This is a genomic window from Shewanella sp. BF02_Schw (genome assembly GCF_014596695.2).
Lineage (GTDB): Bacteria > Pseudomonadota > Gammaproteobacteria > Enterobacterales > Shewanellaceae > Shewanella.
Map to the genome: position 1 here is coordinate 1,283,633 of NZ_JABKAW020000001.1, position 23,582 is coordinate 1,307,214.

Annotated in this window: 19 protein-coding genes, 2 tRNA genes and 1 riboswitch; of the genes, 11 read left to right on the forward strand and 10 right to left on the reverse strand. The window is 40.6% G+C overall.

The window, feature by feature from the left end; translation table 11 throughout:
• Positions 1-59: 59 nt before the first annotated feature.
• Both pyrD and HNW13_RS05790 read left to right on the forward strand, forming a co-directional pair.
• Positions 60-1,079, forward strand: coding sequence for a quinone-dependent dihydroorotate dehydrogenase (gene pyrD, locus HNW13_RS05785; protein WP_101086989.1), 1,020 nt, complete (start codon positions 60-62; stop codon positions 1,077-1,079).
• A gap of 168 nt (positions 1,080-1,247) precedes the next feature.
• On the forward strand, positions 1,248-1,781 hold the full coding sequence (locus HNW13_RS05790) for a cell division protein ZapC (RefSeq protein ID WP_192115040.1): 534 nt from the start codon (positions 1,248-1,250) through the stop codon (positions 1,779-1,781).
• A gap of 88 nt (positions 1,782-1,869) precedes the next feature.
• On the opposite strand, the gene HNW13_RS05795 is transcribed toward HNW13_RS05790, so the two are convergent.
• From HNW13_RS05795 to HNW13_RS05815, 5 genes are all read right to left on the reverse strand, one after another.
• Complete coding sequence (locus HNW13_RS05795; protein ID WP_192115039.1) at positions 1,870-2,619, reverse strand: SDR family oxidoreductase; 750 nt, start codon at positions 2,617-2,619, stop codon at positions 1,870-1,872.
• Positions 2,620-2,703: 84 nt separating this feature from the next.
• The gene (locus HNW13_RS05800; RefSeq protein WP_192115038.1) at positions 2,704-3,429 is read right to left on the reverse strand and encodes a histidine phosphatase family protein; all 726 of its coding nucleotides are present in this window, start codon (positions 3,427-3,429) and stop codon (positions 2,704-2,706) included.
• Between the two features lie 2 nt (positions 3,430-3,431).
• Complete coding sequence (locus tag HNW13_RS05805; RefSeq protein WP_192115037.1) at positions 3,432-4,499, reverse strand: phosphotransferase family protein; 1,068 nt, start codon at positions 4,497-4,499, stop codon at positions 3,432-3,434.
• Entirely contained in the window at positions 4,499-5,332 is an 834-nt protein-coding gene (locus tag HNW13_RS05810) for an SDR family oxidoreductase (protein ID WP_192115036.1), read from the reverse strand. The genes HNW13_RS05805 and HNW13_RS05810 overlap by 1 nt, the downstream gene beginning before the upstream one ends.
• 11 nt (positions 5,333-5,343) lie before the next feature.
• The gene (locus HNW13_RS05815; protein ID WP_192115035.1) at positions 5,344-6,564 is read right to left on the reverse strand and encodes an acyl-CoA dehydrogenase family protein; all 1,221 of its coding nucleotides are present in this window, start codon (positions 6,562-6,564) and stop codon (positions 5,344-5,346) included.
• A 173-nt stretch (positions 6,565-6,737) separates the two neighbouring features.
• Here HNW13_RS05815 and HNW13_RS05820 point away from each other — a divergent pair, with 173 nt between their 5' ends.
• Together HNW13_RS05820 and HNW13_RS05825 are read left to right on the forward strand one after the other, a co-directional pair.
• Entirely contained in the window at positions 6,738-7,664 is a 927-nt protein-coding gene (locus tag HNW13_RS05820) for a LysR family transcriptional regulator (protein WP_174839640.1), read from the forward strand.
• Between the two features lie 309 nt (positions 7,665-7,973).
• Positions 7,974-9,623, forward strand: coding sequence for a methyl-accepting chemotaxis protein (locus tag HNW13_RS05825; RefSeq protein ID WP_192115034.1), 1,650 nt, complete (start codon positions 7,974-7,976; stop codon positions 9,621-9,623).
• Between the two features lie 299 nt (positions 9,624-9,922).
• Here HNW13_RS05825 and HNW13_RS05830 read toward each other — a convergent pair whose 3' ends face one another.
• Positions 9,923-10,237, reverse strand: coding sequence for a hypothetical protein (locus tag HNW13_RS05830; RefSeq protein WP_101086997.1), 315 nt, complete (start codon positions 10,235-10,237; stop codon positions 9,923-9,925).
• A 193-nt stretch (positions 10,238-10,430) separates the two neighbouring features.
• On the opposite strand from HNW13_RS05830, the gene HNW13_RS05835 reads away from it, so the two are divergent.
• Together HNW13_RS05835 and HNW13_RS05840 are read left to right on the forward strand one after the other, a co-directional pair.
• Entirely contained in the window at positions 10,431-10,925 is a 495-nt protein-coding gene (locus HNW13_RS05835; RefSeq protein WP_101086998.1) for a putative 4-hydroxy-4-methyl-2-oxoglutarate aldolase, read from the forward strand.
• Between the two features lie 25 nt (positions 10,926-10,950).
• The gene (locus HNW13_RS05840) at positions 10,951-12,771 is read left to right on the forward strand and encodes an AsmA family protein (RefSeq protein WP_192115033.1); all 1,821 of its coding nucleotides are present in this window, start codon (positions 10,951-10,953) and stop codon (positions 12,769-12,771) included.
• Between the two features lie 515 nt (positions 12,772-13,286).
• On the opposite strand, the gene HNW13_RS05845 is transcribed toward HNW13_RS05840, so the two are convergent.
• Both HNW13_RS05845 and gloB read right to left on the reverse strand, forming a co-directional pair.
• Positions 13,287-14,840 carry a LysM peptidoglycan-binding domain-containing protein gene (locus HNW13_RS05845; protein ID WP_192115032.1) on the reverse strand — a complete coding sequence of 518 codons (1,554 nt, stop codon included), beginning with the start codon at positions 14,838-14,840 and terminating at the stop codon, positions 13,287-13,289.
• A 150-nt stretch (positions 14,841-14,990) separates the two neighbouring features.
• On the reverse strand, positions 14,991-15,770 hold the full coding sequence (gene gloB / locus HNW13_RS05850; protein ID WP_192115031.1) for a hydroxyacylglutathione hydrolase: 780 nt from the start codon (positions 15,768-15,770) through the stop codon (positions 14,991-14,993).
• 176 nt (positions 15,771-15,946) lie between these two features.
• Between gloB and HNW13_RS05855 the strand changes: the two genes are divergently transcribed.
• A complete protein-coding gene (locus HNW13_RS05855) occupies positions 15,947-16,726 on the forward strand; it encodes a methyltransferase domain-containing protein (protein WP_162023269.1) in 780 nt (259 codons plus the stop codon).
• 212 nt (positions 16,727-16,938) lie between these two features.
• On the opposite strand, the gene rnhA is transcribed toward HNW13_RS05855, so the two are convergent.
• Positions 16,939-17,412: a ribonuclease HI gene (rnhA, locus tag HNW13_RS05860; protein ID WP_101087003.1), complete on the reverse strand. Its 474-nt coding sequence runs from the start codon at positions 17,410-17,412 to the stop codon at positions 16,939-16,941.
• 77 nt (positions 17,413-17,489) lie between these two features.
• Between rnhA and dnaQ the strand changes: the two genes are divergently transcribed.
• From dnaQ to HNW13_RS05880, 4 genes are all read left to right on the forward strand, one after another.
• Complete coding sequence (dnaQ, locus tag HNW13_RS05865) at positions 17,490-18,218, forward strand: DNA polymerase III subunit epsilon (RefSeq protein ID WP_101087004.1); 729 nt, start codon at positions 17,490-17,492, stop codon at positions 18,216-18,218.
• Between the two features lie 10 nt (positions 18,219-18,228).
• Positions 18,229-19,566, forward strand: a complete 1,338-nt coding sequence (locus tag HNW13_RS05870) for a TIGR03503 family protein (protein ID WP_192115030.1) — start codon at positions 18,229-18,231, stop codon at positions 19,564-19,566.
• Positions 19,567-19,693: 127 nt separating this feature from the next.
• Positions 19,694-19,770: transfer RNA gene (locus HNW13_RS05875), tRNA-Asp, on the forward strand.
• Positions 19,771-19,850: 80 nt separating this feature from the next.
• A tRNA-Asp gene (locus HNW13_RS05880) sits at positions 19,851-19,927 on the forward strand.
• Positions 19,928-20,874: 947 nt separating this feature from the next.
• On the opposite strand, the gene HNW13_RS05885 is transcribed toward HNW13_RS05880, so the two are convergent.
• Positions 20,875-23,022, reverse strand: coding sequence for a TonB-dependent receptor (locus HNW13_RS05885; RefSeq protein ID WP_192115029.1), 2,148 nt, complete (start codon positions 23,020-23,022; stop codon positions 20,875-20,877).
• A gap of 259 nt (positions 23,023-23,281) precedes the next feature.
• Positions 23,282-23,381, forward strand: a riboswitch (TPP riboswitch).
• Positions 23,382-23,582 lie beyond the last annotated feature (201 nt).

A 23,582-nucleotide genomic window follows, 5' to 3' on the forward strand; every position in this document is an offset into this window, starting at 1 on the left:
TTTATAATGTGAATAAGCCCTGGCGATTGCCGGGGTTTTTTTTAGGTCTAGGAGAAAACATGTTTTACAAACTCGCGCAAAAAGTAATGTTTCAGATGGACCCTGAGTTAGCCCACAATATCGCGATTGGCAGTTTGAAAATGACCGGAAACAATCTGTTAAATTGTTTCTATCGTCAACAGGTTAAATCTGCTCCTGTAACCTGTATGGGACTGACGTTCCCAAATCCTGTCGGCTTAGCTGCAGGATTAGATAAAGACGGCGAGTCAATTGATGCTTTTCATGCAATGGGTTTTGGCCATGTTGAAGTCGGGACAGTAACACCACGGCCACAAGCCGGTAACGATCAACCGCGTTTATTTCGATTAAAACCTGCCAAAGGCATTATTAATCGCATGGGTTTTAATAATAAAGGTGTCGATAATCTGGTACGTAATTTAATGGCCAAAAAGTCTGACATTATGGTTGGCGTGAACATAGGTAAAAATAAAGACACTCCAGTAGAGCAGGGTAAAGATGACTACCTAATTTGTATGGAAAAGGTTTATCAATATGCGAGCTATATTGCAGTTAATATTTCCTCTCCTAACACTCCTGGTTTACGTTCAATGCAATACGGTGAGTTATTAGATGACTTACTTAGCTCAATTAAAGCCAAACAAACTGAATTAGCCGCTAAACACGGTAAATATGTGCCAGTGGCGCTAAAAATTGCGCCTGATTTAAGCTCAGAAGAAATTAGTGCGATAGCTGATTCATTGATGAGTAATCAGTTTGATGGTGTTATTGCTACCAACACCACCTTAAGCCGCGATAATGTGGTTGGATTAAAAAATGCTGAAGAAATGGGTGGCTTAAGTGGCAAACCGTTGACGGATTTATCAACACAAGTGATCAAACAATTAGCGATCTGTTTACAAGGTAAGATCCCGATCATTGGTGTTGGTGGGATCAATAGTGCAGCAGATGCTTTAGCTAAATTTGACGCTGGCTCAACTATGGTGCAGATATACTCTGGTTTTATCTATCAAGGTCCTAAATTGGTTGATCAGATCGCTAGAGCTTATTGTAAAAAATAGTGACTAAAATATAACGTTATTGATCAAAAATCATGCCGCGATCGAATTTTAGATCATTCGATCGCGCTAACACTATGAAATTTATGTTATAATTTATAATTAAATTTTGATATTGGGTGAAAAATAAACTATTATGCACAAGTGTTCAACATTTAGGTGCAGATTGCCATGTTATTAATGCCAAACAAGGACTGGCATTGGGAATACAATGAAACTTGCAAGCAGCTAAGTATTTCATTGGGTTCCGAGATGGAGTTCTTAACCCCATACAAGACAAAACAATTAATTCCAGATGCGTTAACCGCAACTGAATTTAATCTTGAACATGCAAAATTCTACATTAAAATGCTCGAAACACTTCCTAAAGTGCTACACATCTCTGATGCAGGTATTGTACAAACCGCTTTAAATGCCACCGCTGCCCATTTTTTATTGCAATCACAAATGCCCAAGTCTTGGTTTTTCGACGTGAGTGATGAGTGTGTTTATTGCGAAGTCGGTAAGTTATTTCAACTTAATTGTGGTTATTCAAAAGTATTAGCATTAGTGGTTGATAATGGCTTACAAGCCGCAACAGTGATGATTCTATCGCAATACTGTCAGTTATCAGACAGCAAATCGCTAGTACAATTCGACACCATTAAAGTGATGCATAATCGTTTGCACCCATTGCGTAAAGCCAGACAAGTCGTGGCAGCTTAATGAATATCATTGAAGTTAATGTGCGTAATAAAATAATGCCAAACATAGAGTTTGGCATTTTTGTTTTAGCTCATTTTCTTAAAAAAATTTAACTCATTTTACGCAGCACACTAAGCGGCGCAATACGTAATACCCAATGCAAAATAGCCCATGGATAACTCGGTACATAAGCATTAGCTTTCTCTTTTTGAATCGCTTTCACCATAGCTTTACAACCTGTCTCGGTGTCGACAATAAACGGAACCGTTTTAACTTTTTCATTAATCTCACTGCGAATAAAGCCAGGGTGTATACACGTCACTTTTATTGGTGTGTTCATCACATCGATACGGATACCTTCAGATAACGACGTTAAGGCTGCTTTTGTAGCCGCATAAACGGTCATGGCACGTCTAAATCCACGCACTGCACTAATCGATGAAATAGTGACAAGATGGCCATTGTTTTGCTCACGAAAAATGGCCATCGCAGCTTCACACTGGGCAATGGCAGCAATAAAGTTAGTTTGCGCAGTTTGTAAGTTAGCTTCAAAAAAACCGCGACCAATTGCAGCACCTTTGCCCATTCCAGCATTAACAATGACGCGATCTAGTTGGCCTAATTCTTGTTTAAATTGACTAAATACTTCAAATACTTGTGGGTGGTCGTTCACATCAAGTGATTTAATTATCACCTGTATATTGGGATTAATCACCAATAATTCTTGCTTTAATTCTTCGAGGCGGTCTATTCGTCTAGCACACAAGGCTAGATTATGGTTTTGCTTAGCAAATTCAATTGCCATACCGCGGCCTAAACCTGAACTCGCCCCAGTGATTAATATGTTTGTCCGTTTCATAATGTGCTCTTTATTTTTGTTTTAATTGTTTTGCTAAATGTGTTGAGCATCGTCACTTAACGATACTCACAAAGTGAATATAACTTAAATCAAGCTGCATAAATGGCGTTGCTCCCCATCAAAAAAGCTATGCTCATTTAAGGTAATTAAACTCAGTCGTTGTCGTTTTAACTGTAATTGGCTCACACCGCAATTAACTAGCTGTTTATTGATATTAAAAAATTGACCTTCTGGTACTGATAATATTTGCATTATCGCGGCACTAATTACGCCACCAGAGGTGAATACAAACACAGTGTCATTGTCATTTGTCTGCTCGATCAGTTGTTGTAATCCTTGGCTTACACGTTGAGTAAAGTGTTGCCAAGATTCGTTATAGTTATAGTTATAGTTATCGTTATCGTTAGCGTAATTTGATTGTTGTTGCCATTGCTCAATGGCTTGACTAAATAATTCGATAAAGGCCCTGGTGGGTGAAGCTTGTTGTTGAAGGTAATGCTTCATCGCTTCTGGATTGGCTAAGTCTGGTCGATAAACCGCAATCACATTTTCATGGTCAAACTCATTCCAAAGAGTACTTATCTGTAATGACTCATTCAATAAAAGTGGTGACAACGTCGATAAACAAGCATCACGAGTTTGTTGATGACGAGTCATGTTGCCGCAAATAACATGGTTAGGTTGAATTAAGCGTTGGTTAAAATACTCACCCAAATGCCTTGCTTGGCTATGGCCTAAACTTGATAAGTTGTCATAGTTATTAGCGCCAAAGCTTGCTTGCCCATGGCGGATTAAATAAATATTCGCCACGGTTATCCTTTTTGCTTCATTGCACGTTTACAGCGCCACAACAAATAATGTGAAAAAATCCAAAATTGTTTGAATGCAGGGTTGCGTGTTTGTTTATGGTGATAGCGATAATAAATTTGCTGTACTATGCCTGCTAAACGGAATAAACCAAATACTTCATAAAAGCGAAAATCTTCAATAGTGATGTCCATTTTGTCACAGTAATATTTCACCACTTGCTTGCGAGTGAGCATGCCATCAAGGTGTGTGGGTTGGCGGCGAGTCATTTGAGCTAAAAAGTCATCATCGGCTTCAACCCAATAGGCGAGGGTATTGCCCAAATCCATCAATGGATTACCGAGTGTTGCCAGTTCCCAGTCAAGTATTCCATTGACCTTACTGATGTCATCTGGATCTAACACCACGTTATCAAACCGAAAGTCATTGTGGGTTAGGCAAATGGTTTCTTGTGCTGGTTTATGTTGTTGTAGCCAAGTCATCACACTTTTACCAGAGGGCACATTCCAAGTTTTAGCTTGAGTGTAGCGCTGGCTCCAGCCATCAATCTGACGCTGAGTATAACCTTCGCCTTTGCCGATGTGGTTAAGGTTAGCGGCATCAATATCCACTTTGTGTAACTCGATTAAACAATCAATCACATTGGTGCAAAGGGTTCTGGCTTGTTGTTTATCGACGTTTAAGCCTTTAGGAAGATTTTGTCTTGGGATAATGCCATTGAGCTTTTCCATGACATAAAACTCAGTCCCTAAGACATTGTCATCATCGCAATGTACCAGCATTGCAGGCACATAAGGGTACACGGGTTTAAGTGCTTGCTGTAATCGATACTCGCGCCCCATGTCGTGAGCACCTTTGGCTTTGGTGCCTTTAGGTGCACGGCGTAAAATAAGATCGCGATTAGCGTAGCTTAAACAGTAAGTCCAATTGGATGCACCGCCAGTGTACTGGGTTATGGTTAACTCACCTTCAAGCCCATTAATGTGCTGTTTTAACCACGGGTCGATAACCGCTGCGTCAAGCTCCTCGCCGGTACGAACCGTTTTAGCTTTATCAAGATATTGTTGGTTCATTAAGCTTGTTCCTCCCTTAACAATTGCCTAAGACGCTGTGTTTGTTTTAACACTAGTTTAAAATACCAATGTAAAGGCAATAAACGTTTTAACTGATAAAGCCGTTTGCCTTGTTGATGTGTCAGTAATAGAAATTGTTTGTTCTTTTCGCCTTGATAGGCGATGTCTGCCACTTGTGTTGCATTGATAGGTGACTTATCAAATAGCTTACCCATGAGTTTTTCCATGGTTGGTAATTGGGTGCGTAAGCTAGTACCAAGATTTGTTTTAAAAAAGCCAGGGCATAACACGCTAACATTAATATTGTCATCGGCAAGTTCTAAGCGCAACGTTTCTGACAACGATACCACAGCCGCTTTTGATGCATTATAACTGGACATAAATGGGATTGGGGTTAAACCCGCTTGTGATGCCACATTCACAATACTGCCAACACCTTGTTGTTTAAAAAGCGGTACAAATTGCTGACACATGTTAACGATACCAAATAAGTTGATTTCCATAATCCAACGCCATTGCAACATAGGTTCAGCTTCTATTTTATCTGCAGAAGCGACGCCGGCATTATTGATTAATACATCGATATGTTGCCAACGCTCATTCAGTACTTTTACGAGGGCTGTAATGCTGTCTGTGTTGGTGATATCGCAAGGCACGAAAAAAGCCTTGCCTCCTAACGCTTCGATTTCTTGGCACACCTGTTCGCCAGCTGGTTGATTAATATCTGCAACGCACACTTCGGCATGCTGACTCGCCCATTTAAGCGCAAGAGCTTTACCTAAGCCCGATGCCGCGCCGGTGATCACCACATGTTGTAGTTCTATTGGTTTCATTGTCATCACCATTATTGGTATTTTGCTAACTCAAGACGCGACACCATGGCCATATGCACTTCATCCGGTCCATCGGCTAAACGTAAACTGCGGGCCATTGCTGCAAAACCTGCTAATGGTGTGTCATGGTTCATGCCTGCACCACCATATATTTGAATCGCCATATCGACGACTTGGGTCAGCATATTCGGGACAACCACTTTAATTGCAGAAATATCGGTCATGGCGTGCTTGACGCCTAAGTTATCAATTTTCCACGCGGCATTAAGTGTCAATAATCGAGCTTGCTCTATTGCCATGCGCGCTTGGGCTATACGTTCAAGATTACCGCCTAATTTGATAATAGGCTGACCAAAGGCGATTCGAGATTTACCGCGCTCAATCGCTAATGATAAGGCTCGTTCTGCTGCGCCAATCGCGCGCATACAGTGATGAATACGACCGGGGCCTAATCGACCTTGAGCTATTTCAAAGCCTTTACCTAAACCCATAATGACATTACTTTTGGGTACTCGTACATTAACGAGTTCCATTTCTCCATGGCCATAAGGGGCATCATAATCACCATAGGCGGTTAACATACGTGTGATGCTGACCCCAGGCGTGTCCATCGGCACCAATACCATGCTATGACGTTGGTGTTTTGGTGCGTCGCTATGAGACAGTCCCATAAAGATCATGATCTTACTATTTGGATGGCCCAAACCCGTTGACCACCATTTGCGGCCATTGATGACAACATCATCACCGTCTTCAATAATAGTGGCTTGCATATTGGTGGCATCCGACGAAGCCACGTCAGGTTCTGTCATCGCAAATACTGATCGGATTTCGCCAGCTAGTAGAGGTGTTAACCATTGTTGCTGTTGTTGCTTATCACCAAAGTGATAAAGCACTTCCATGTTACCGGTATCTGGTGCATTACAATTGAAGATTTCTGGGGCCAGAAGCGATCGCCCCATTGCTTCAGCTAAGGGGGCGTATTCAACACAAGTCAGCCCTTTACCTAATGTGGCATCAGGTAGAAATATATTCCATAATCCTAGTGCTTTTGCTTGAGCTTTAAGTGCTTCTATTTGCGGTAACAGTTGCCAACGTGTCCAATCGCAACTGTGATTGATTCGTCTATTTTCTGCGAGTAATTCAGCTTCAATTGGGAGGATATATTGATTAATAAACAACGTTACTTTCGCTAAATATTGTTGTGATTTTTCTGTAGCGTAGATATTCATTTAAGCATCCTGTGTGACGTAAGCCTCAGTTATTGTCAGTATGTGACCAAGCTATTGTTAAGAGTTCAGCATATCGCAGTATTTTGAGTGAATGAAATGAAATAACATGCTAGTTTGTAATGAATGCTATTCATAGATGTGTGTGGCAAATTCATTTAACAATAGAGGTCAAGATGGCAGATACTAAAGCAATTCAGCAGCTTGACCTTAATTTGTTGAAAATATTTGAAGCGCTTTATTCTGAACAAAACATGACTTTAGCGTCAAAGTCGTTGTTTATAACGCCATCAGCAGTAAGCCATGCGATAAAACGATTACGTTTAGTGTTAAACGACCCGCTATTTGTACGCCAAGGCCTGCAAATGCAACCGACAGCTGCTTGTCAACGTATGGCTCCGCAACTTATAAGTGCGCTAAATCGAATAAGGCAAATACTGCAGCAATGTGGGGAGTTTGACCCGCTTACTACGGAGCAAACTTTTAAAATAGCCATTCATGAGGCCCTAGAAAGCCAAATAATGCCGACGCTGATTAAGCAAGTTTCGCAGTTAATTCCGCATGCGAAAATAGCCAGTATGTCATTATCTCGGGAAAATATAGCGCGTCAATTAGCCAATGGGGAGGTGGATTTAGCCATTGATGTTGCGCGAGCGGTGAATGCCCCTTTAGCTCACAAAACCCTATTGTCAGATCCATTTTGTGTGTTGATAGACCGTCGACAACATGCAATGTATTTAGAGCCTAGTACGAAGCTGACTCCAACCGACTATGCCAATGCTGAGCATGTAGCAGTATCGAGTAGGCCCACTGGCCGAGTAATGGAAGATATTTTGTTACAACAACAAGGTATTAATCGGCACATTAAATACCGATGCCAGAGTTACCAAACAGCCGCGAAAATTGTCATAGGGTCGCCTTTTATGTTGACCTTACCGCGCTCTTTAGCGGAGCAATTTACACATCCAGATTTACATGTGTGCACAATGCCATTTGAACTACCGGACATTGATACCCATTTATATTGGCACATGAATACTGAGACCGATCCCGCTTTTGTGTGGTTAAGAGCACAAATTGAGATGGTTATTGTTGCGAAGTAATCATCTTTATTGCGGAATAGAAACGCTATTGAGCAGAAATATCGATTGGCATATCGAACCAGATCAAGCTGCATTATTACGATAGATGCAGCATGGAATAATTAAGGGGCCCTTTTTAGCCATTATAATAAAGTCTACTATATTTGTCGGTTGCGAAGCACTATCGTGAACAACTCATCAACAAAACACAGCAGTGATAAAACAGTCCTGTTACTGAGTCTATTTTATACTATAACTAACATTGCTGAGTTCGTGTCAGTTTTCATCTCATAACCATTTTAATAATAATCATAATGTCATGGTGCCTGTATGAACCCAATTAATATGCTTTTTCGTAAAACGACGATTGCAAACCGTTTATTAGGAATGTTGGCCTTAGCGATCATTGCTACTGTTATCGTTTTTTGGTTTTCATTAACACGAGTTGAAAACGTGTTAATTAATGAAAAAGAAGCCAAACTGAATGCTCTGGTAGACATCGCTACCACCATCGCGGATAAATATTATCAAGATGCTCAGTCTGGAAGCCTGAGCGAAGATGAGGCCAAAGTCATGGCTTTGGCGGCAATTGATAAATTACGCTATTCAGGCAATGAGTATTATTTCAGTATTGATACTCAAGGGACGATGATCCAACATGCTTTTGCTAAGCAATTAGTCAATACCAAGGTATTAGCAATGCAAGATCCAAATGGCGTTAAGCTGTTTGAACAAATGATCCAACGTACCGAACAGCAGGATTCAGCACGAGTAGATTACATGTGGAACAAACCACAACAGGAACAACCTAGTCCAAAAATGTCAGTGGTCAAGCGTTTTAGGCCCTGGGGATGGATTATCGGGACGGGTATCTATGTCGATGATATTCAAAATGATAAAAATCAATTTATTACGCAATACTTATTGTTATTGGCTCTGGTTTGGCTGCCTGTCATCTTATTGCTGTTTTTTATCATTCGCAGTATTTCAGGGCCGATGATTGAAACCATTAGCGCGTTTAAAAATATTGCCAAGGGCGAGGGGGACTTGACCTTACGTTTGTCTGAAGAGGGTAATGATGAACTCAAACAAATCGCACATCATTTCAATGCTTTTATTGATAAAATCCAGAAAGTCATTATATCTGTCAGCCACTCGGTTGATGAGTCGAGTCGCTTAGCACAAAATATGTCGACGATTGCACAGCAGGCCAATCAAATCTCATCTAACGTACAAGCCGAAACTGAGAATGTGGCAACCGCGATAAATGAAATGTCGATGACCGCATCAGAAGTGGCTTCTAATGCGCAACTGGCAGCAGACAGTACCCACCATGCTGATAAAGAGGCAGACAAATCTGCTAACGTTGTTGATAATGCGATGAAAAAAATATCTGAATTATCCAGTGAATTAGCCGCGACAGAAGAGGTTGCTAAAGGCTTACAAGTAAGTTCAAGTAAGATTGGTCAAATTCTGGATGTGATTGTGGGAATAGCAGATCAAACTAATTTGTTAGCGTTGAATGCTGCCATCGAAGCCGCTAGAGCGGGAGAAGCTGGTCGAGGTTTTGCTGTTGTTGCTGATGAAGTTCGAACGCTTGCTAGCCGAACTCAAGCTTCAACAAGTGAAATTAATCTTATCATCGACGCAATCAGAAGTGCCATTGACAGTGTTAATGCTTCTGTTGCTAGGGCTAAAGTCAAATCATCTGAAACGGTCAATGAAACTCAACAAGTTGTAGTTGCGCTTGAAAATATTAAGTCTTCAATTGAGCAAATATCGCAAATGAATGTTCAAATAGCAGCAGCCACAGAAGAGCAAAGCACTGTTATTGGCGAACTGAATATGAATATTACTCGCATCAATGACATGTCGTTAGAAAATCGAACTCAGAATGAGCTCATTAACAAAGGCAGTATGGATATAGAACAAGGTGCTATTCAGTTACATCAGCTTGTAGACCAATTTAAAGTAAAATAACCCGCCGTTAGTCAGGTTGGTTCTATAAGCCTGACTAGCTTCCGTTCGAGATAATGAATGATGCCCAAACAGCTCTTTATCTCACAGACTCTGTAACTTACTATCGATGGTGTTTTCACTTGAAATAGCCATGTCATTGATATAGTAACTGACTGATGAAAAAATCATTATGAGTTAAATACATCGCAAGTTTGCGATAGCGGACTTGAAATAAATCCATTTTAGCGATTTATTTCACCTGTTCACTCAAGTTGAGGTTACTTATTCTCTCAGAAATAGATTCAATTATTTCAGCAGTACTAGTGTGATATTTGCACCATAATGTTGATGACATCTTGATATGAGATATTGTACTGGCGTGAGAGGTTAATTATCTTAGTTTTATAAGTTTGAATATGCTCTTGTTTAAGCAGGTTTACTTGTTTCTGCTCAACAATAGTATTGACCGTGTCTTGCAAGATTAATAAACGGCGCAAACTAAAATCCAACGAGTCAATATACGCTGTCATTTGCTGCTTATTACGGGCATTTTCAAGGTTTGTGGTAGTGCGTTGTTCGAAGTCTAACTCATCAAACGCATCCATCATTTTCTGTAAATTTAAATCTTCACTCATAAGTATGATTTTTTACGTTATTTTTATAAATTATATTCATTTTTATTGAATAAGTCACTCTTTAACTTGATTTGTGGGTATGTTGATATACTAAGTTAACGGTACTTTTTGAGTGTAATAATATATCGTTAACAATACTTGTTGAATATACTCATTCTCGGTAACCTAAGATTTTGATCTACAAGGAGGAGTCATGTTAGATCTATTGCCAGACTTATTTGATCACTACCCTGAACAATTGACGTTGTTGTCAAATCCATGGAAAGCATTCGGCGCAAAATCGATATTCTATGGTGAAGTCGTGACCGTTAAATGTTTTGAAGACAATTCAAAAGTAAAATCTGAATTAGCTAAAAAGGGTCACGGTAAAGTATTGGTTGTTGACGGAGGTGGCTCAACAAGACGTGCATTGCTTGGCGACATGATAGCCTTAAGTGCATGTGACAATGGTTGGGAAGGTATTATCATTAATGGTTGTATTCGTGACGCTGGAACCATTAACACCATGTTAATTGGTGTGCAAGCTTTAGGCGCTAATCCCATTAAAACTGACAAAAAAGGCGTAGGAGAGGTCAATGTCACAATTGAGATTGCTGGCATCAGTATTTCTCCTGGAATGATGATCTACGCAGATTTAAATGGTGTTGCTGTCAGTAGGCAGGCACTGGATTTAGCTATTTTAACTTAAAATAGCGACAGACAAGGAAGCAAAAATGAAACTAATAAAGTGGTTGTTAGCAATAGTGCTAACGTTAGTGATAGGTGTAACTGTCTACCTCACAATGTTTTTCGATTTAAATAATTTTAAACCGCAAATTGTCGATGCGGTAAAAAATCAAACTGGCCGTGATTTACAAATCAGCCAAGATTTAAGTTGGAGCGTGTTTCCATCTTTAGGCATCAAGCTTGGGGGCATTTCGTTATCGAACCCAAATGGGTTTACCCCAGCTTCGATGCTTGATGTTAATGAGGCAGTGGCTAATGTGGCGTTGATGCCATTATTTAGCCAACAAATTGAAGTTGATTTATTAAAGCTTGATGGCTTAACACTCAACTTAGTCACTCAAAAAGACGGCAAGACCAGTTTTGATGGTTTGACTGCTGAAACATCGGCAGAAAAACCACAATCAACTTCAAGCAATTCAGAAGCGATGTCTTTACAGACCTTAGATATTGGCGGCATTGAACTTACCAATACGAATATCAATATTATTGATATGGCCAGCAATACGACTCAAACCTTCAGTCTAAAAAGTTTTACTTTAGGACCGTTCAGCCTAGGACAATTCGCTGATTTTGCTTACGAGTTTTCAGCGACACTGCCTGATATGCAGTTAGCGTCATCTGGGCAAGGCAACGTTAAAGTCGACCAAGCATTGCAGAATGTCACGATTAATGATTTTGACATGGTGCATAAAGCCCAAGGCGATAGCTTGCCAGGCAAAGCGATTACCGCAGAGCTGAGTACACAAATGACGATGGCATTAGATGCCAAAACCATTGAGCTGCAATTGACTAAAATGTCAGCTATGGACTTAGCTGCCACTGGCGATATTAAGATTAATTATGGTAATAGCATTCCTAAAATTGCGATGAATCTTGATGTTGGCGATATTGATGTCGATGCATTACTGCCAAAGCAAGAAGGCGATGCGAAAGAGACTGAGGCAACATCTGAAACTGCGTCAACTCAAGAACCTGATTTATCGGCATTAAAGAGTATAGATTTAACTCTAAACTTAACCGCTAAATCAATTAAAGTCAGTAATATGTTAACGCAAAATTGGCAAATGAAAATGGCCATAAATAAAGGTGTATTAACGTTATCGTCGCTGACTGCCGATTTATATGAAGGTAAGCTAGCACTTAGCGCTAAGCTTGATGGTCGTAAAGCGGTACCAACTTATGTGTTTGATAAAAAGTTAACTGGTGTGCAAATTCGTCCGTTATTAATCGATGCTGCTGAAGTGGATTTACTTTCTGGAACAGCGAGTTTTGAAGTTAAAGGCAGCGGTGCCAGTTTGATTGCTGATAATCTAAAAAACAATCTTAATGCAGTGGGTCAGTTTGAAGTAGCAGATGGCTCGTTGTATGGGGTTAACATTCCACAGATGATCCGTAGCGCGCAGCAAAAATTGAAAGGTGATTTATCGGCAGATAAGAAAGAAGAGCTGAAAACCGATTTTACCAGTTTGACCGGTAGTTTCACGATGAAAGATGCTGTTGTGACTAACCCTGATTTAGCGATGGCTTCACCGTTAATTCGCTTAAATGGTAAAGGCACAGCAAACATTGCCACCGAAGCGTTGGATTACACCTTAACAACCAGTGTCGTCGGGTCGTTATCAGGACAAGGCGAAGCTGCTGATGAGTCACTGAAAGGTATCGACATTCCGTTAACTATCAAAGGTACATTCCAAGAGCCTAAGTTTGGCATTGATACCAAAGCGTTATTGGAAGGCCAATTTAAAGATGAGGCTGATAAAGCTAAAGAAAAGCTAAAAGAAGGATTGTTTAAGAAGCTTGGAATTTAAATCATCCATTAATGACAAGGGCTGTAGGTGCTTCGATATGAATAATACTACAGCCTTATTCAAAGCGGCTTTGTTACTGCTATACGGTTTGCCGTTAACTAACCTCAACTCGGTGTAAGAAGTGGGATATGTGAGTCGAAATGACAATATTTAGCCTATTTTATATCAAACTTGTCATTTGTTTTGCTAACAAGGCGCATTGGTACGTCAATAGCTAACCTATTGCAAGTCAATGCAACACAGTTAGCGAGACAAAGGACTGTTTGATAACCGTTTATTATCCCGTGTCGAGGTTATCTAGGCTAAAAATGTACAGTAATAACAGCATGGTTAGCCTAATCAAATTATTGAACACTGTGAACCAGTGGATTTATTAATGCTAATGTTATGCCATAAAAAAACGGACAAGTGTTCACTTGTCCGTTTTTTTATAATTGAAATTAACTGAGTGTTTAACTCATACCAATAGCTGTTTTAGCCTTTGTTCATTAATTGTGCCTTATTGGCAAAGCTAACTAGCTATTGGTCATAATCAATTTCAGTATCTGTCCTGGTTGGATCAATTTACTGTTTTGTAAACTGTTCCATTCGATTAACTCTGCAACGGTAACCTTATATTTAAGTGCTATACGCGCTAAAGAGTCACCTGATTGTACGCGATAGCTAACCGTTTTATCATTGCTTGCAGTGAGAGAGGCGACTTCATTAGGAAAAATAACTAATGATTTGCCAATGGCTAACGTGGATTGTTTTTTAAGATTATTCCACTTCATTAGTTGTGCGACGGTCACTTGCTGTGACTGCGCTATCTTCCATAATGAATCACCAGATTTAATGGTATAAGCTTGCTTGTTCGAGCTTGATTTAACCACGGTTCTACGCGCGAGTACTTGGTCTGCTGTCATGGTGACGAGATCGGGATCTTTTGCCGCAACAGGAATAATTAAAAAACGACCAGCAACAATATTATTGCCTTTAATACCGTTACTGCTTCTTATTAATGTTGCAGTGGTTTCAAATTGGTCGGCAATTTCACTGATGCTGTCACCAGATTTAATTTTATACCGAACCCAGTTAATATGAGAGTTTGGTTCAATAGTGGCTAATGCTCGTTTAAAGGAAGCCGCTTTTTCACTAGGTACAATCAATTGATGTGGACCTTGTGGGGCGGTTGCCCAGCGCTTTAAACCTGGATTAATCGCTTTTAAATCATTTATGTCAATTTGAGCCAAATCAGCAGCTAAGTTAATGTCGAGTTGGCTTTCAATATTGACTACCTCTATCTGAGGTGAATTATCAATAGGGATTAAATTGATACCGTACTTGTCTGCATGTTTAATGACATCGGCCAATGCTAATAACTGAGGCACATAATGAGCTGTTTCCCGAGGCAGCGATAGTGACCAGAAATCTGTCGATTTTCCACGGGCCTGGTTATGTTTTATTGCATTGAATATTCGACCTTCACCTGAGTTATAAGCGGCAATGGTATATAACCAATTGTGATCCATTTTGGCGTAGAGGTATTCCATTAAATCTAAAGCAGCTTTTGTCGATGAGGCAACATCACGGCGTCCGTCATACCACCAATTTGTCTTTACACCGAACGACATGGCCGTTGGCGCGGTTAATTGCCATAACCCCGAGGCATGACTTGGTGAATAGGCGAGTGGGTCAAAGCCACTTTCAACAATAGGTAACAATGCTAGCTCTAAAGGTAAATTACGCTTTTTTAACTGTTCTACAATGTAATACAGATATGGCTGAGCACGTTGAGTCACGATTTCTAAATGCGTAGGATTCTCGATGTACCATTGGCGGTATTGAGCCACTAAAGCATTATCGACAACAGGAAAGCGCATTTGATTGCCGATCATGAGCCATAAATCGTTAACTTGAGCAACTTGTTCTTCAATTTGATCAAGGGTTACGGTCGCTGATTTTTTGTTTTTAGCGTTAGCTGTAACAGCGTGGGTTGTACTATCAGAACTTGGCTCTGCAGTATGGAGTGTCTGGCACCCCGTTATAGCCAGCATACTGCCAGCTATAATAATCAAGTTTGCTTTCATTTGAAGATACACTTCCTCAAGTTCTCAGGGCGTTAAAAAAAGGGCGAACATACCAAATGCCTATGAGACTCTTTTGGTCATGCTTTAGTTCAGTTTGGCATTGTAGATTAAATTATTTGGCATGTCTTATTAAAGTGTTTTCATGTTAATCTAAAATTGATTTTTCCATTCCCTTAACAATGTAAATGTCTGAATATCATCTATATTTGTTATTTTGTATTCTGTTGATATTGCGACTTGAGTCTCATTTAGATGACAACGTAGGAACGGGTTTATGGCTTTTTCTGTCGCGATTGTGCTAGGTATCGTTGGTATGTTTTGTGAGCGTAATTGGCCAACTTTGTGGGCATAATCAATCAACTGTGAATTATTTGGTGTGACATGTAAGGCGAAATCGACATTGGATTGTGTGTATTCATGAGCACAAAAGACTTGGGTTTGGTCGGGTAAGTTTGCCAGCATAGTTAACGATTGCAGCATTTGTGTCGGTGTGCCTTCGAATAAACGTCCACATCCGCCACTGAATAAGGTATCGCCACAAAATAATTTATCATCAATATAATAGGCAATATGACCTAAAGTATGCCCAGGAACTGCCATCACTTGGGTAAGCCCTAAATGAGGTATCTCAATATTTATATCCGATGAAACGGTTAAAGGATGGGTTAAACCATCGATAGGTTCGTTACTCGGACCATAAACAATAAGACGGTTGTTGAAGTGCTGCTGCAGTTGTTTTATACCGCCAGTATGGTCGCTGTGATGATGAGTAATGAGTATGCCGACTAAATTAAGTTCTGTTGTAGTTAGGTAATCGATAACACTTTGGCCGCAGCCAGGGTCAACTACATAAGCATCAAGGCTACTTGTTTGATGAATTAACCAGAGGTAGTTGTCATTAAAAGCTGGAATGGTATGAACGTTAAGCATAATCTGACTCGAGTGATGATTGACTATCTGTTAGGGTAACGGATATCGTTAAATAACTTCAAGTGAAGTTATCCTGAAAGTATCAATGATGGTTAGCTGAATATTAAATGAGCTATGGTAAGGTTGATGGGTTGAGAGAATATGACATTTTTGCAAAGTAATCGTTGGCGGGCTCCATGTTAAAACCCCTTATTTGGCAAGATTTACCTTTTGGTGAATTATTGCAAGCTGAGATTGAAGCAAAATTAGCCCCATGGTGGCCGCGAATATTTGGCTATCATTTACTTAAAGCAGGGGCGTTAAGTAGCCAGTTAAACAGTTTACATTGCAGCATAGCACGGCATTTTTCTGTTTATGATGGTGCAGATGCGAGTATTCAAGCCGATCCGCATCATTTACCTGTACAACAAAGTGCCATTGATGCGGTGTTAAGTTGTTTTCTTTTAGAATTTGAATCAGACCCTTATCAAATTTTACGAGAGTTCGACAGAGTGCTCATTAGCAGTGGTTATATTTTTATTGTTGGTTTTAATCCCATCAGTCCGGCTTTTATAGGCAAAATATTGCCTAAATATCAAACTCAGTTACCTTGGAACGGGCAGTTTTTTATGCCATCAAGAGTTAAAGATTGGCTTGGGTTACTGGGATATAAAGTACTAGCAGATGAACGGTTAATGTACCATTCGTTATTAGGGCACCGCGGAGTCAACACGCCTAATCAACCGAGCAAACCTCAACAAGCACCATTGTGGCAAAAAAGTATCGCCAACTGGCTACCTAGTACTGGCAGTGTTTACTTAATCGTGGCTCGAAAAATGACGACTCCACTTACACCGATTAAAGATAAGTCGAAGGTCAAAGCGCCTAACTGGTCAACGGCGCCATCGGCAGGTCGTACCGGGTTAACTCACACTCCGAGTATTGAGACCCAGACATTAAACAATTCAAAATCATAAAAAGTAACCTCAACTCGGTTTAAGAGATGAGGTCCGTAAGCCAAAATCAGAAGAGTTGAGCTATTTCATAGCAAAATATTACTTTTGCTACCAGGGCTGATTGAAGCGGTAATATCTAGCTTATTGCAAGTCAATGCACCCCGTTAGCGTAGCAAAGGACTTTTTGATAACCAGTGATTATCCCGAGCTAGAGTTAAATAGCGATGACCTCACTATTCTGGGTTATAACCGGTATCAGCTTGTCGAGGCTTAGCTTCAGCCGCTTTGCGTGCTAATACATCACAACGTTCATTTTCAATGTGGCCGGCATGGCCTTTTACCCAGTGCCAGTCGATCTTGTGTAATTGACTTACCGCATCTAGACGCTTCCATAAATCGACATTTTTAACTGGTTGTTTAGTTGAGGTTATCCAGCCCTTTTTCTTCCAACCATGGATCCAAGTCATAATACCTTGGCGCATATACTGGCTATCGCTGGTTAAAATAATATTACAGGGTTCGTATAAGGTTTCTAACGCGATAATTGGGGCTAAAAGTTCCATACGATTATTGGTTGTTAATGAGAATCCATCGGCGATTTCATGTTGCTGATGTTTATATTTCATTACCACGCCATAACCGCCAGGTCCTGGATTTCCTAAGCAAGAGCCATCAGTAAAAATATACAGCTGTTTGAGTTCGGCCATCAAGTTGTTACCATAGCGAAATATTCGCGCCAGTATACTCAATTTATACAAAGGCGAGGGCTGAATGAGTAAAAAATATGAACATTATTTCTAGTGCAAGTCGTCAAGTGATCCTCGATACCGAAACTACCGGTATGAACCAAGCGGGTGGACCGATTTATGTGGGCCATCGCATTATTGAAATTGGTTGTGTTGAAGTGATTAATCGTCGCTTAACAGGTCGAACGTATCACCAATATATTAATCCTGGTCAAGCGATTGATGAAGAGGCAATTCAAGTTCACGGTATTACCAATGACCGTGTTGCCAACGAACCGCGTTTTCATCAAATAGCCAAAGATTTTATCGATTTTATCGATGGCGCTGAAATTGTCGCTCATAACGCCAACTTCGACGTGAGCTTTATGGACCATGAGTTTTCAAAACTCAATCCAATTGGGCCTAAAACCAAAGAGATTTGCAGTATTCTCGACAGTTTGGCCATTGCAAAACGTCTGCATCCAGGACAAAAAAATAACTTAGATGCGTTGTGTCGACGTTACGGTATCGATAATGGCCGCCGTACTTATCACGGCGCATTACTCGATGCGGAAATTCTTGCTGATGTTTACTTAATCATGACAGGTGGACAAATTAAGTTTAATTTGTCTAATGAAAAAGCGGGTCAAGAAGGTGGCGGAATTAAAAATATCGATCCGGCGGCGTTTAATCTTAAAGTCGTTGGTGCATCAGCCGATGAAATACTATTACACGAACAACGACTTGATCTCATTGCGAAGTCAGGTAAATGTCTCTGGAGAGGGTAAACCAACCTTTATGAGTGCTACTCGCGCCGGTTATCTTGTTATTCCATGCTTATTGTTGCTGAGTCTTATCTTCGCATGGCAACCTAATGCCCGGGCTGCAGTGGTCAATGCATCGCAAGCAGCAGAACTTAAAAATCGTTTTCGAATCGATTATATGGTTGATCATTTAACGTTAGTTATCCAACGAAGCTATGGTTCTGCGCCTGTCGTGGTGATTTTACCTGATGGCAGCAAATGGTACTCAAATCGTCATCCTCAAACGGTAAAATGGGTAGATGGTATTGCTGCCGATATGATTTATATCGAAAAACCGATGCCAGGGCCTTGGCAGTTATTAGGCAGTGTGGTTGAAGGGTCGACAATACAAAAAATCTCTGCATTAGACATTGCAGTGCAACCATTACCGCAACCACTTTATCAGGGTGAAAGGTTAAAAGTTACAGCAAGACTCTTGGGTGATAATTTAACCATGAGAATGCCGGGTTTGGAGTATATGGTCGAATGGACTGCACGTTTTACCAGTGCGCATCTTCCAACTGACGACAATTTCGCAACGGGTACCATTATTGTTGGTGCTTATAAAGACAATGGTGAATTGTTGGACGAAACACCTGACGATGGCATCTTTACCGGAAGCCATAATTTACAACAACCTACCGGTCATTATGTACTCAATGTCACTGCACGAAATAATGTCTTTGAGCGTGAATATGTGATGCCGTTTGAGCTCTTGCCACAACCAATCAACGTCAAAATGGTACCCAATAGCGATCCATTAAAAGGCATATGGCAGATACAGTTAACGGTTGATGAATCTGTGGTGAAATTAGCAGAAACTCATTTTGAGTTTGACTTAGTCGGCCCTGCTGGGTTGTTGCTGCCTATTACCTTGCAAACCATGACCAGTGCAGATCAAATTCTATACTTACCTAAAGTGACTGAGTTTGGCAGTTATCGTGTTAAAGGCAGTGTGGTTTCTACTACGGTTGATGGCCGAGAAATTGTGCTCAATTTACCTGAAATGTTTTTTAATTTAGTAGAGCCCCCAGCTCCAGTCCCAACAGTTGAAGAACTTGCTGAAAAAGCGGCCATTCAAGCAGAAATTGAAGAGAAAGTCGCTAAAGACGATGCGATGTTCTGGATTATTACCATTAATGGCATACTTTTTTTCGTTGGTATTATTGGTTTGGTGATATGGCGTAAAAAACAAACGCTGGCAAAGGCGATGGCTGCGGCGGAAGAAAGGTTAAAGCAAAATCCAGTGAATGAAGATAAACCTAAAGACAGTATTCTAGAAAGCGTCGACTTAGATGATATTGATTTGAGTATGCCAGATGATAAAAACTAAGCCACTGAAGTGAGTGGTTTTTGTACTAAAACTTGATAATTGTACATTTTTTAACTAAATGAGCGAAAACAATTAAAAAACTGTTGACGATTAATTATCACAACTTTATTATTCATCGCACTTGTGTGGAGCGGTAGTTCAGTTGGTTAGAATACCGGCCTGTCACGCCGGGGGTCGCGGGTTCGAGTCCCGTCCGCTCCGCCATTCAAGTGACTGTTTACACTTAATAAAACAGATAATTTTTATACTATTGTTAGTTTTATTAAGAGTATACAAACCGTTTTGGAGCGGTAGTTCAGTTGGTTAGAATACCGGCCTGTCACGCCGGGGGTCGCGGGTTCGAGTCCCGTCCGCTCCGCCAAATAAGAAAAAAGCCTCTACAGAAATGTAGGGGCTTTTTTCTTATGAAAAATTACCAGAATTGGTGATTCAGCCTAGGATGCAATACCTGCTAGATTATCAAATGTCAGTGCATTAATGTTATTCCATCGCAGATTAATAGAAACCGGCCTGTCACGCCGGGGGTCGCGGGTTCACTGTTTCAACATCAGCGTCCGCTCAGCCAAATAAGAAAAAGCCTCTACAGAAATGTAGGGGCTTTTTTTTTATGAAAAATTACCAAAATTGGTGCATTCAGCCTAGAATGCAATACCTGCTAGATTATCAAATGTCAGTGCATTAATGTTATTCCATCACATATCAATAAAAACCGGCCTGTCACGCCGGGGGTCGCGGGTTCACTGTTTCAACATCAGCGTCCGCTCCGCCAAATAAGATGAAAGCCTCTACAGAAATGTAGGGGCTTTTTTCTTATGAAAAATTACCAGAATTGGTGATTCAGCCTAGGTTGCAATACCTGCTAGATTATCAAATGTCAGTGCATTAATGTTATTCCATCGCAGATTAATAGAAACCGGCCTGTCACGCCGGGGGTCGCGGGTTCACTGTTTCAACATCAGCGTCCGCTCAGCCAAATAAGAAAAAGCCTCTACAGCAATGTAGGGGCTTTTTTCTGTTCAAAAATCAGCAGAATGTGTTATTCAGCTTAGAATGCAATACCTGCTAGATTATCAAATGTCAGCGCATTAATGTTATTCCATCCCAGATCAATAAAAACCGGCCTGTCACGCCGGAGGTCGCGGGTTCACTGTTTCAAGATCAGCGTCCGCTCCGCCAAATAAGATGAAAGCCTCTACAGAAATGTAGGGGCTTTTTTCTGTCTTAACATCAGCAAAATTGCTGTTTTAGCCTAGCCAATAATGTGGTACACATTACTGGCCATATGCTTTATGACTTATAGCTGATTAACTAGAACGCGTAACTGACATTTAATTCTAATGAGCGACCCGCACCAGCGATTTGTTGAAAACCGTTACTGTTATCAGCCTTATATTCAGCAATACTGATACCGCCAAGTGGCAATTGATAATACTCATCCAGTAAATTTTTCACTGCTATAGTCATTGTGGCATCTTGCCATCGGATACTGCTGCTTAAGCTAAGCAGTGTGTAACTGTCAGTTGTGTTTTCTAAACGCTGTTCATCCACGCGGTCTTTACTCGCAACCCATAGCCAACTGAGACTATTTTGCCAATCGCCTAGCTGTTGTTGTAAAGCTAGCTTAGTTTGCAAAGGTTTTATTTGATACAGCGCTTGGTCATTGTCATCTCTTTCGCCGCGCGTGGCACTGATATTAGCGTTAAGGAGCCATATACCACTGCGGTTTTCTGTTATTTGATATTCAGCATCTATGCGTGCACCAAACAGGGTGGCGTCGACATTTGTAAACTGTAAAATATGACGACTATTAGTATCGATACTTGTGCGATTAAAGCTGCTGACCACATTGGCATCAATAAAATCGTTAATGCTGCTGTACCAAGCTGTTGCACTAAATGCTAAATCATCTTGTACTAGCTTGTAAGCCATACTCAATGTATGTGCCGTTTCTGCTCTAAGGTCAGGGTTGCCTATGTAGCCGTTTGCATCGCCGTACCAGCCAATCATAGTCGTCGACATGGTGCTTTGGCCCCAACTGTATCGCTCATATAAATTGGGTGCGCGGTTCTTTTGGGCTAAACCAAGTTCTATCACTTCAGTATCACTGAGTTGATAGCGAGCTAGAAGGGTGGCGTCGATGTTATTGTCATTGCGCTTTCGATATAGGCTATTAAATTCATCTGCGGCCATGGCATTAACATTGGTCATGCCCATCATACCCATAGTGTTATAAGGTTGAACCTCACCTGTGCTGGTTGATACGTATTCATAACGAACACCTGCAGACAGCCACCAACGAGTATTAAGTGTTTGTTGCCACTCGCCATAAAGTGCAGCACGTTGGCGTTCGCCATCATTGATATTGACGTAGTCATTGGGGCCCATCATGGTAGAACCTTCAATCGCTGGCCATGTATCATCAAGCTGATAAACATAATATTCTTGGCCAATTAATAATGTACTGTCTGAACTGATTGGCAGCAGCCAATGCAGTTGGTAACTGTAATCTTTACCCTTAGTTTCCATTGGCATCATGCCGGTTTTTTCATCGCTAAAGAAACCCATTTCATGCTCGACATTGTGCCAGTTCGCTTGGGCAGTGAACTCGCCTTCATTTTCCAGCGTTCGTTGATAGCGCACTAATGCGCCATAACTGTCATTATTCGTCATGTCCATATACTGGTTAGCGAAACCTTGAAAGGGGATATGTTGATGGGTCAATTTGACAGCAATTTGTTGAATGTCATCTTGCCAAGCAGCGGTTAATGCATGATTTTGTGATTGGTATAAAGTGTCTAGTACTTTATCGCCGTGGCCGTCGGTATAGCTGTTTGCATCTTCAAATGATCCTTGGTAACTAAAGCTTAATGTTTTACTCGCAACTGTGGCATTTACACCTGCGAGAATGGCGTCATTGGTGCTTCGGTAACCACTAGATATGTTACCACTTTGCCATGTCACATTGTCACTATCGGTAAATACAGAGGTTAAGCTAGTGACGTTAATTACGCCGGCAATATTATCGCCACCGGCGCTCACCGGAGAGACTCCAGCAACCACTTGGGTCGAACTAATGTGATTGGCTGACACATAAGAAAGTGGCGGGTTCATCTGGTTTGCACATGATGAGGTAATGTCGCTGCCATCAATGAGCACTTTGATCCGATCGCCCATCATGCCATTTAAAATCGGTAATGCAGATACGCCACCCGCTTCAGAAAAGTCTACTCCTTGCTTTTCAAGTAAGCTTTGGGCTGAGCCGAGTAAGTCTTTGTTAGTCGTGTTTTGTCCATGTACTTCAACCCGCTCAATGCCTTCACTATTTTGCTTATCGTACTGCTCAGCCATTACTTGAGGTGTAATAGCAAACATTACAGCCAATGAAATTGATGAGTAAACCCATGGGTAATTTGTATTTAATTTAATGGTTTGGATTGCTTTATTTGCCAACGTCATCACCTTTATTGTTATTTTTATCAACCTTTGATGAATATATTTCAAAGGTGTTTGTCAGTTTTTTGAAATTATAATCTACTAATAAATATGATGAATGCGACATAGTGTCGCACCTTGATAAATACCTGTCTGTGGTGATGGATGAACCATGGGGATATCAATAACCTCATATTAGTTTCTGGTATGTGGATTGATAACTTTTGTATGAAATGATTATTTTAGTGCTTGTTATTTAGCGACAAGCTTGCTTATACTGCGGGACATCTTGTCGGAGTGCCATTATGGCTGAGACCGTTTATTCGGGATCCGTTGAACCTGATCAGGCTAGAACCTGCGAAGGAAACAAGCGTAATAATCATGATAGTTGGGAAGATAAATAACGTATTAACAAGACCGTAAATGGACGTTTACCTCCGAGTTTTTTATCGGTTTATATATCCAGTTACGTTATTACTTTAGTATTTTTCTATGTGATTATTGACGTAAGCAATAGTATTTTTATCGTTTACTGCTGCTATCAACACCTCTCCAGACAAGCAACTCTACTCTTAATATTGAGG

Bases quoted from the DNA above. Each gene is read 5' to 3' on its own strand.
- HNW13_RS05805 (WP_192115037.1), bottom strand. From the start codon at position 4,499: ATGAACCAACAATATCTTGATAAAGCTAAAACGGTTCGTACCGGCGAG.
- HNW13_RS05820 (WP_174839640.1), top strand. From the start codon at position 6,738: ATGGCAGATACTAAAGCAATTCAGCAGCTTGACCTTAATTTGTTGAAA.
- gloB (WP_192115031.1), bottom strand. From the start codon at position 15,770: ATGCTTAACGTTCATACCATTCCAGCTTTTAATGACAACTACCTCTGG.
- HNW13_RS05845 (WP_192115032.1), bottom strand. From the start codon at position 14,840: ATGAAAGCAAACTTGATTATTATAGCTGGCAGTATGCTGGCTATAACG.
- rnhA (WP_101087003.1), bottom strand. From the start codon at position 17,412: ATGGCCGAACTCAAACAGCTGTATATTTTTACTGATGGCTCTTGCTTA.
- HNW13_RS05870 (WP_192115030.1), top strand. From the start codon at position 18,229: ATGAGTGCTACTCGCGCCGGTTATCTTGTTATTCCATGCTTATTGTTG.
- HNW13_RS05855 (WP_162023269.1), top strand. From the start codon at position 15,947: ATGTTAAAACCCCTTATTTGGCAAGATTTACCTTTTGGTGAATTATTG.
- pyrD (WP_101086989.1), top strand. From the start codon at position 60: ATGTTTTACAAACTCGCGCAAAAAGTAATGTTTCAGATGGACCCTGAG.
- HNW13_RS05790 (WP_192115040.1), top strand. From the start codon at position 1,248: ATGTTATTAATGCCAAACAAGGACTGGCATTGGGAATACAATGAAACT.
- HNW13_RS05825 (WP_192115034.1), top strand. From the start codon at position 7,974: ATGAACCCAATTAATATGCTTTTTCGTAAAACGACGATTGCAAACCGT.
- dnaQ (WP_101087004.1), top strand. From the start codon at position 17,490: ATGAACATTATTTCTAGTGCAAGTCGTCAAGTGATCCTCGATACCGAA.
- HNW13_RS05835 (WP_101086998.1), top strand. From the start codon at position 10,431: ATGTTAGATCTATTGCCAGACTTATTTGATCACTACCCTGAACAATTG.
- HNW13_RS05795 (WP_192115039.1), bottom strand. From the start codon at position 2,619: ATGAAACGGACAAACATATTAATCACTGGGGCGAGTTCAGGTTTAGGC.
- HNW13_RS05840 (WP_192115033.1), top strand. From the start codon at position 10,951: ATGAAACTAATAAAGTGGTTGTTAGCAATAGTGCTAACGTTAGTGATA.
- HNW13_RS05830 (WP_101086997.1), bottom strand. From the start codon at position 10,237: ATGAGTGAAGATTTAAATTTACAGAAAATGATGGATGCGTTTGATGAG.
- HNW13_RS05885 (WP_192115029.1), bottom strand. From the start codon at position 23,022: ATGACGTTGGCAAATAAAGCAATCCAAACCATTAAATTAAATACAAAT.
- HNW13_RS05815 (WP_192115035.1), bottom strand. From the start codon at position 6,564: ATGAATATCTACGCTACAGAAAAATCACAACAATATTTAGCGAAAGTA.
- HNW13_RS05810 (WP_192115036.1), bottom strand. From the start codon at position 5,332: ATGAAACCAATAGAACTACAACATGTGGTGATCACCGGCGCGGCATCG.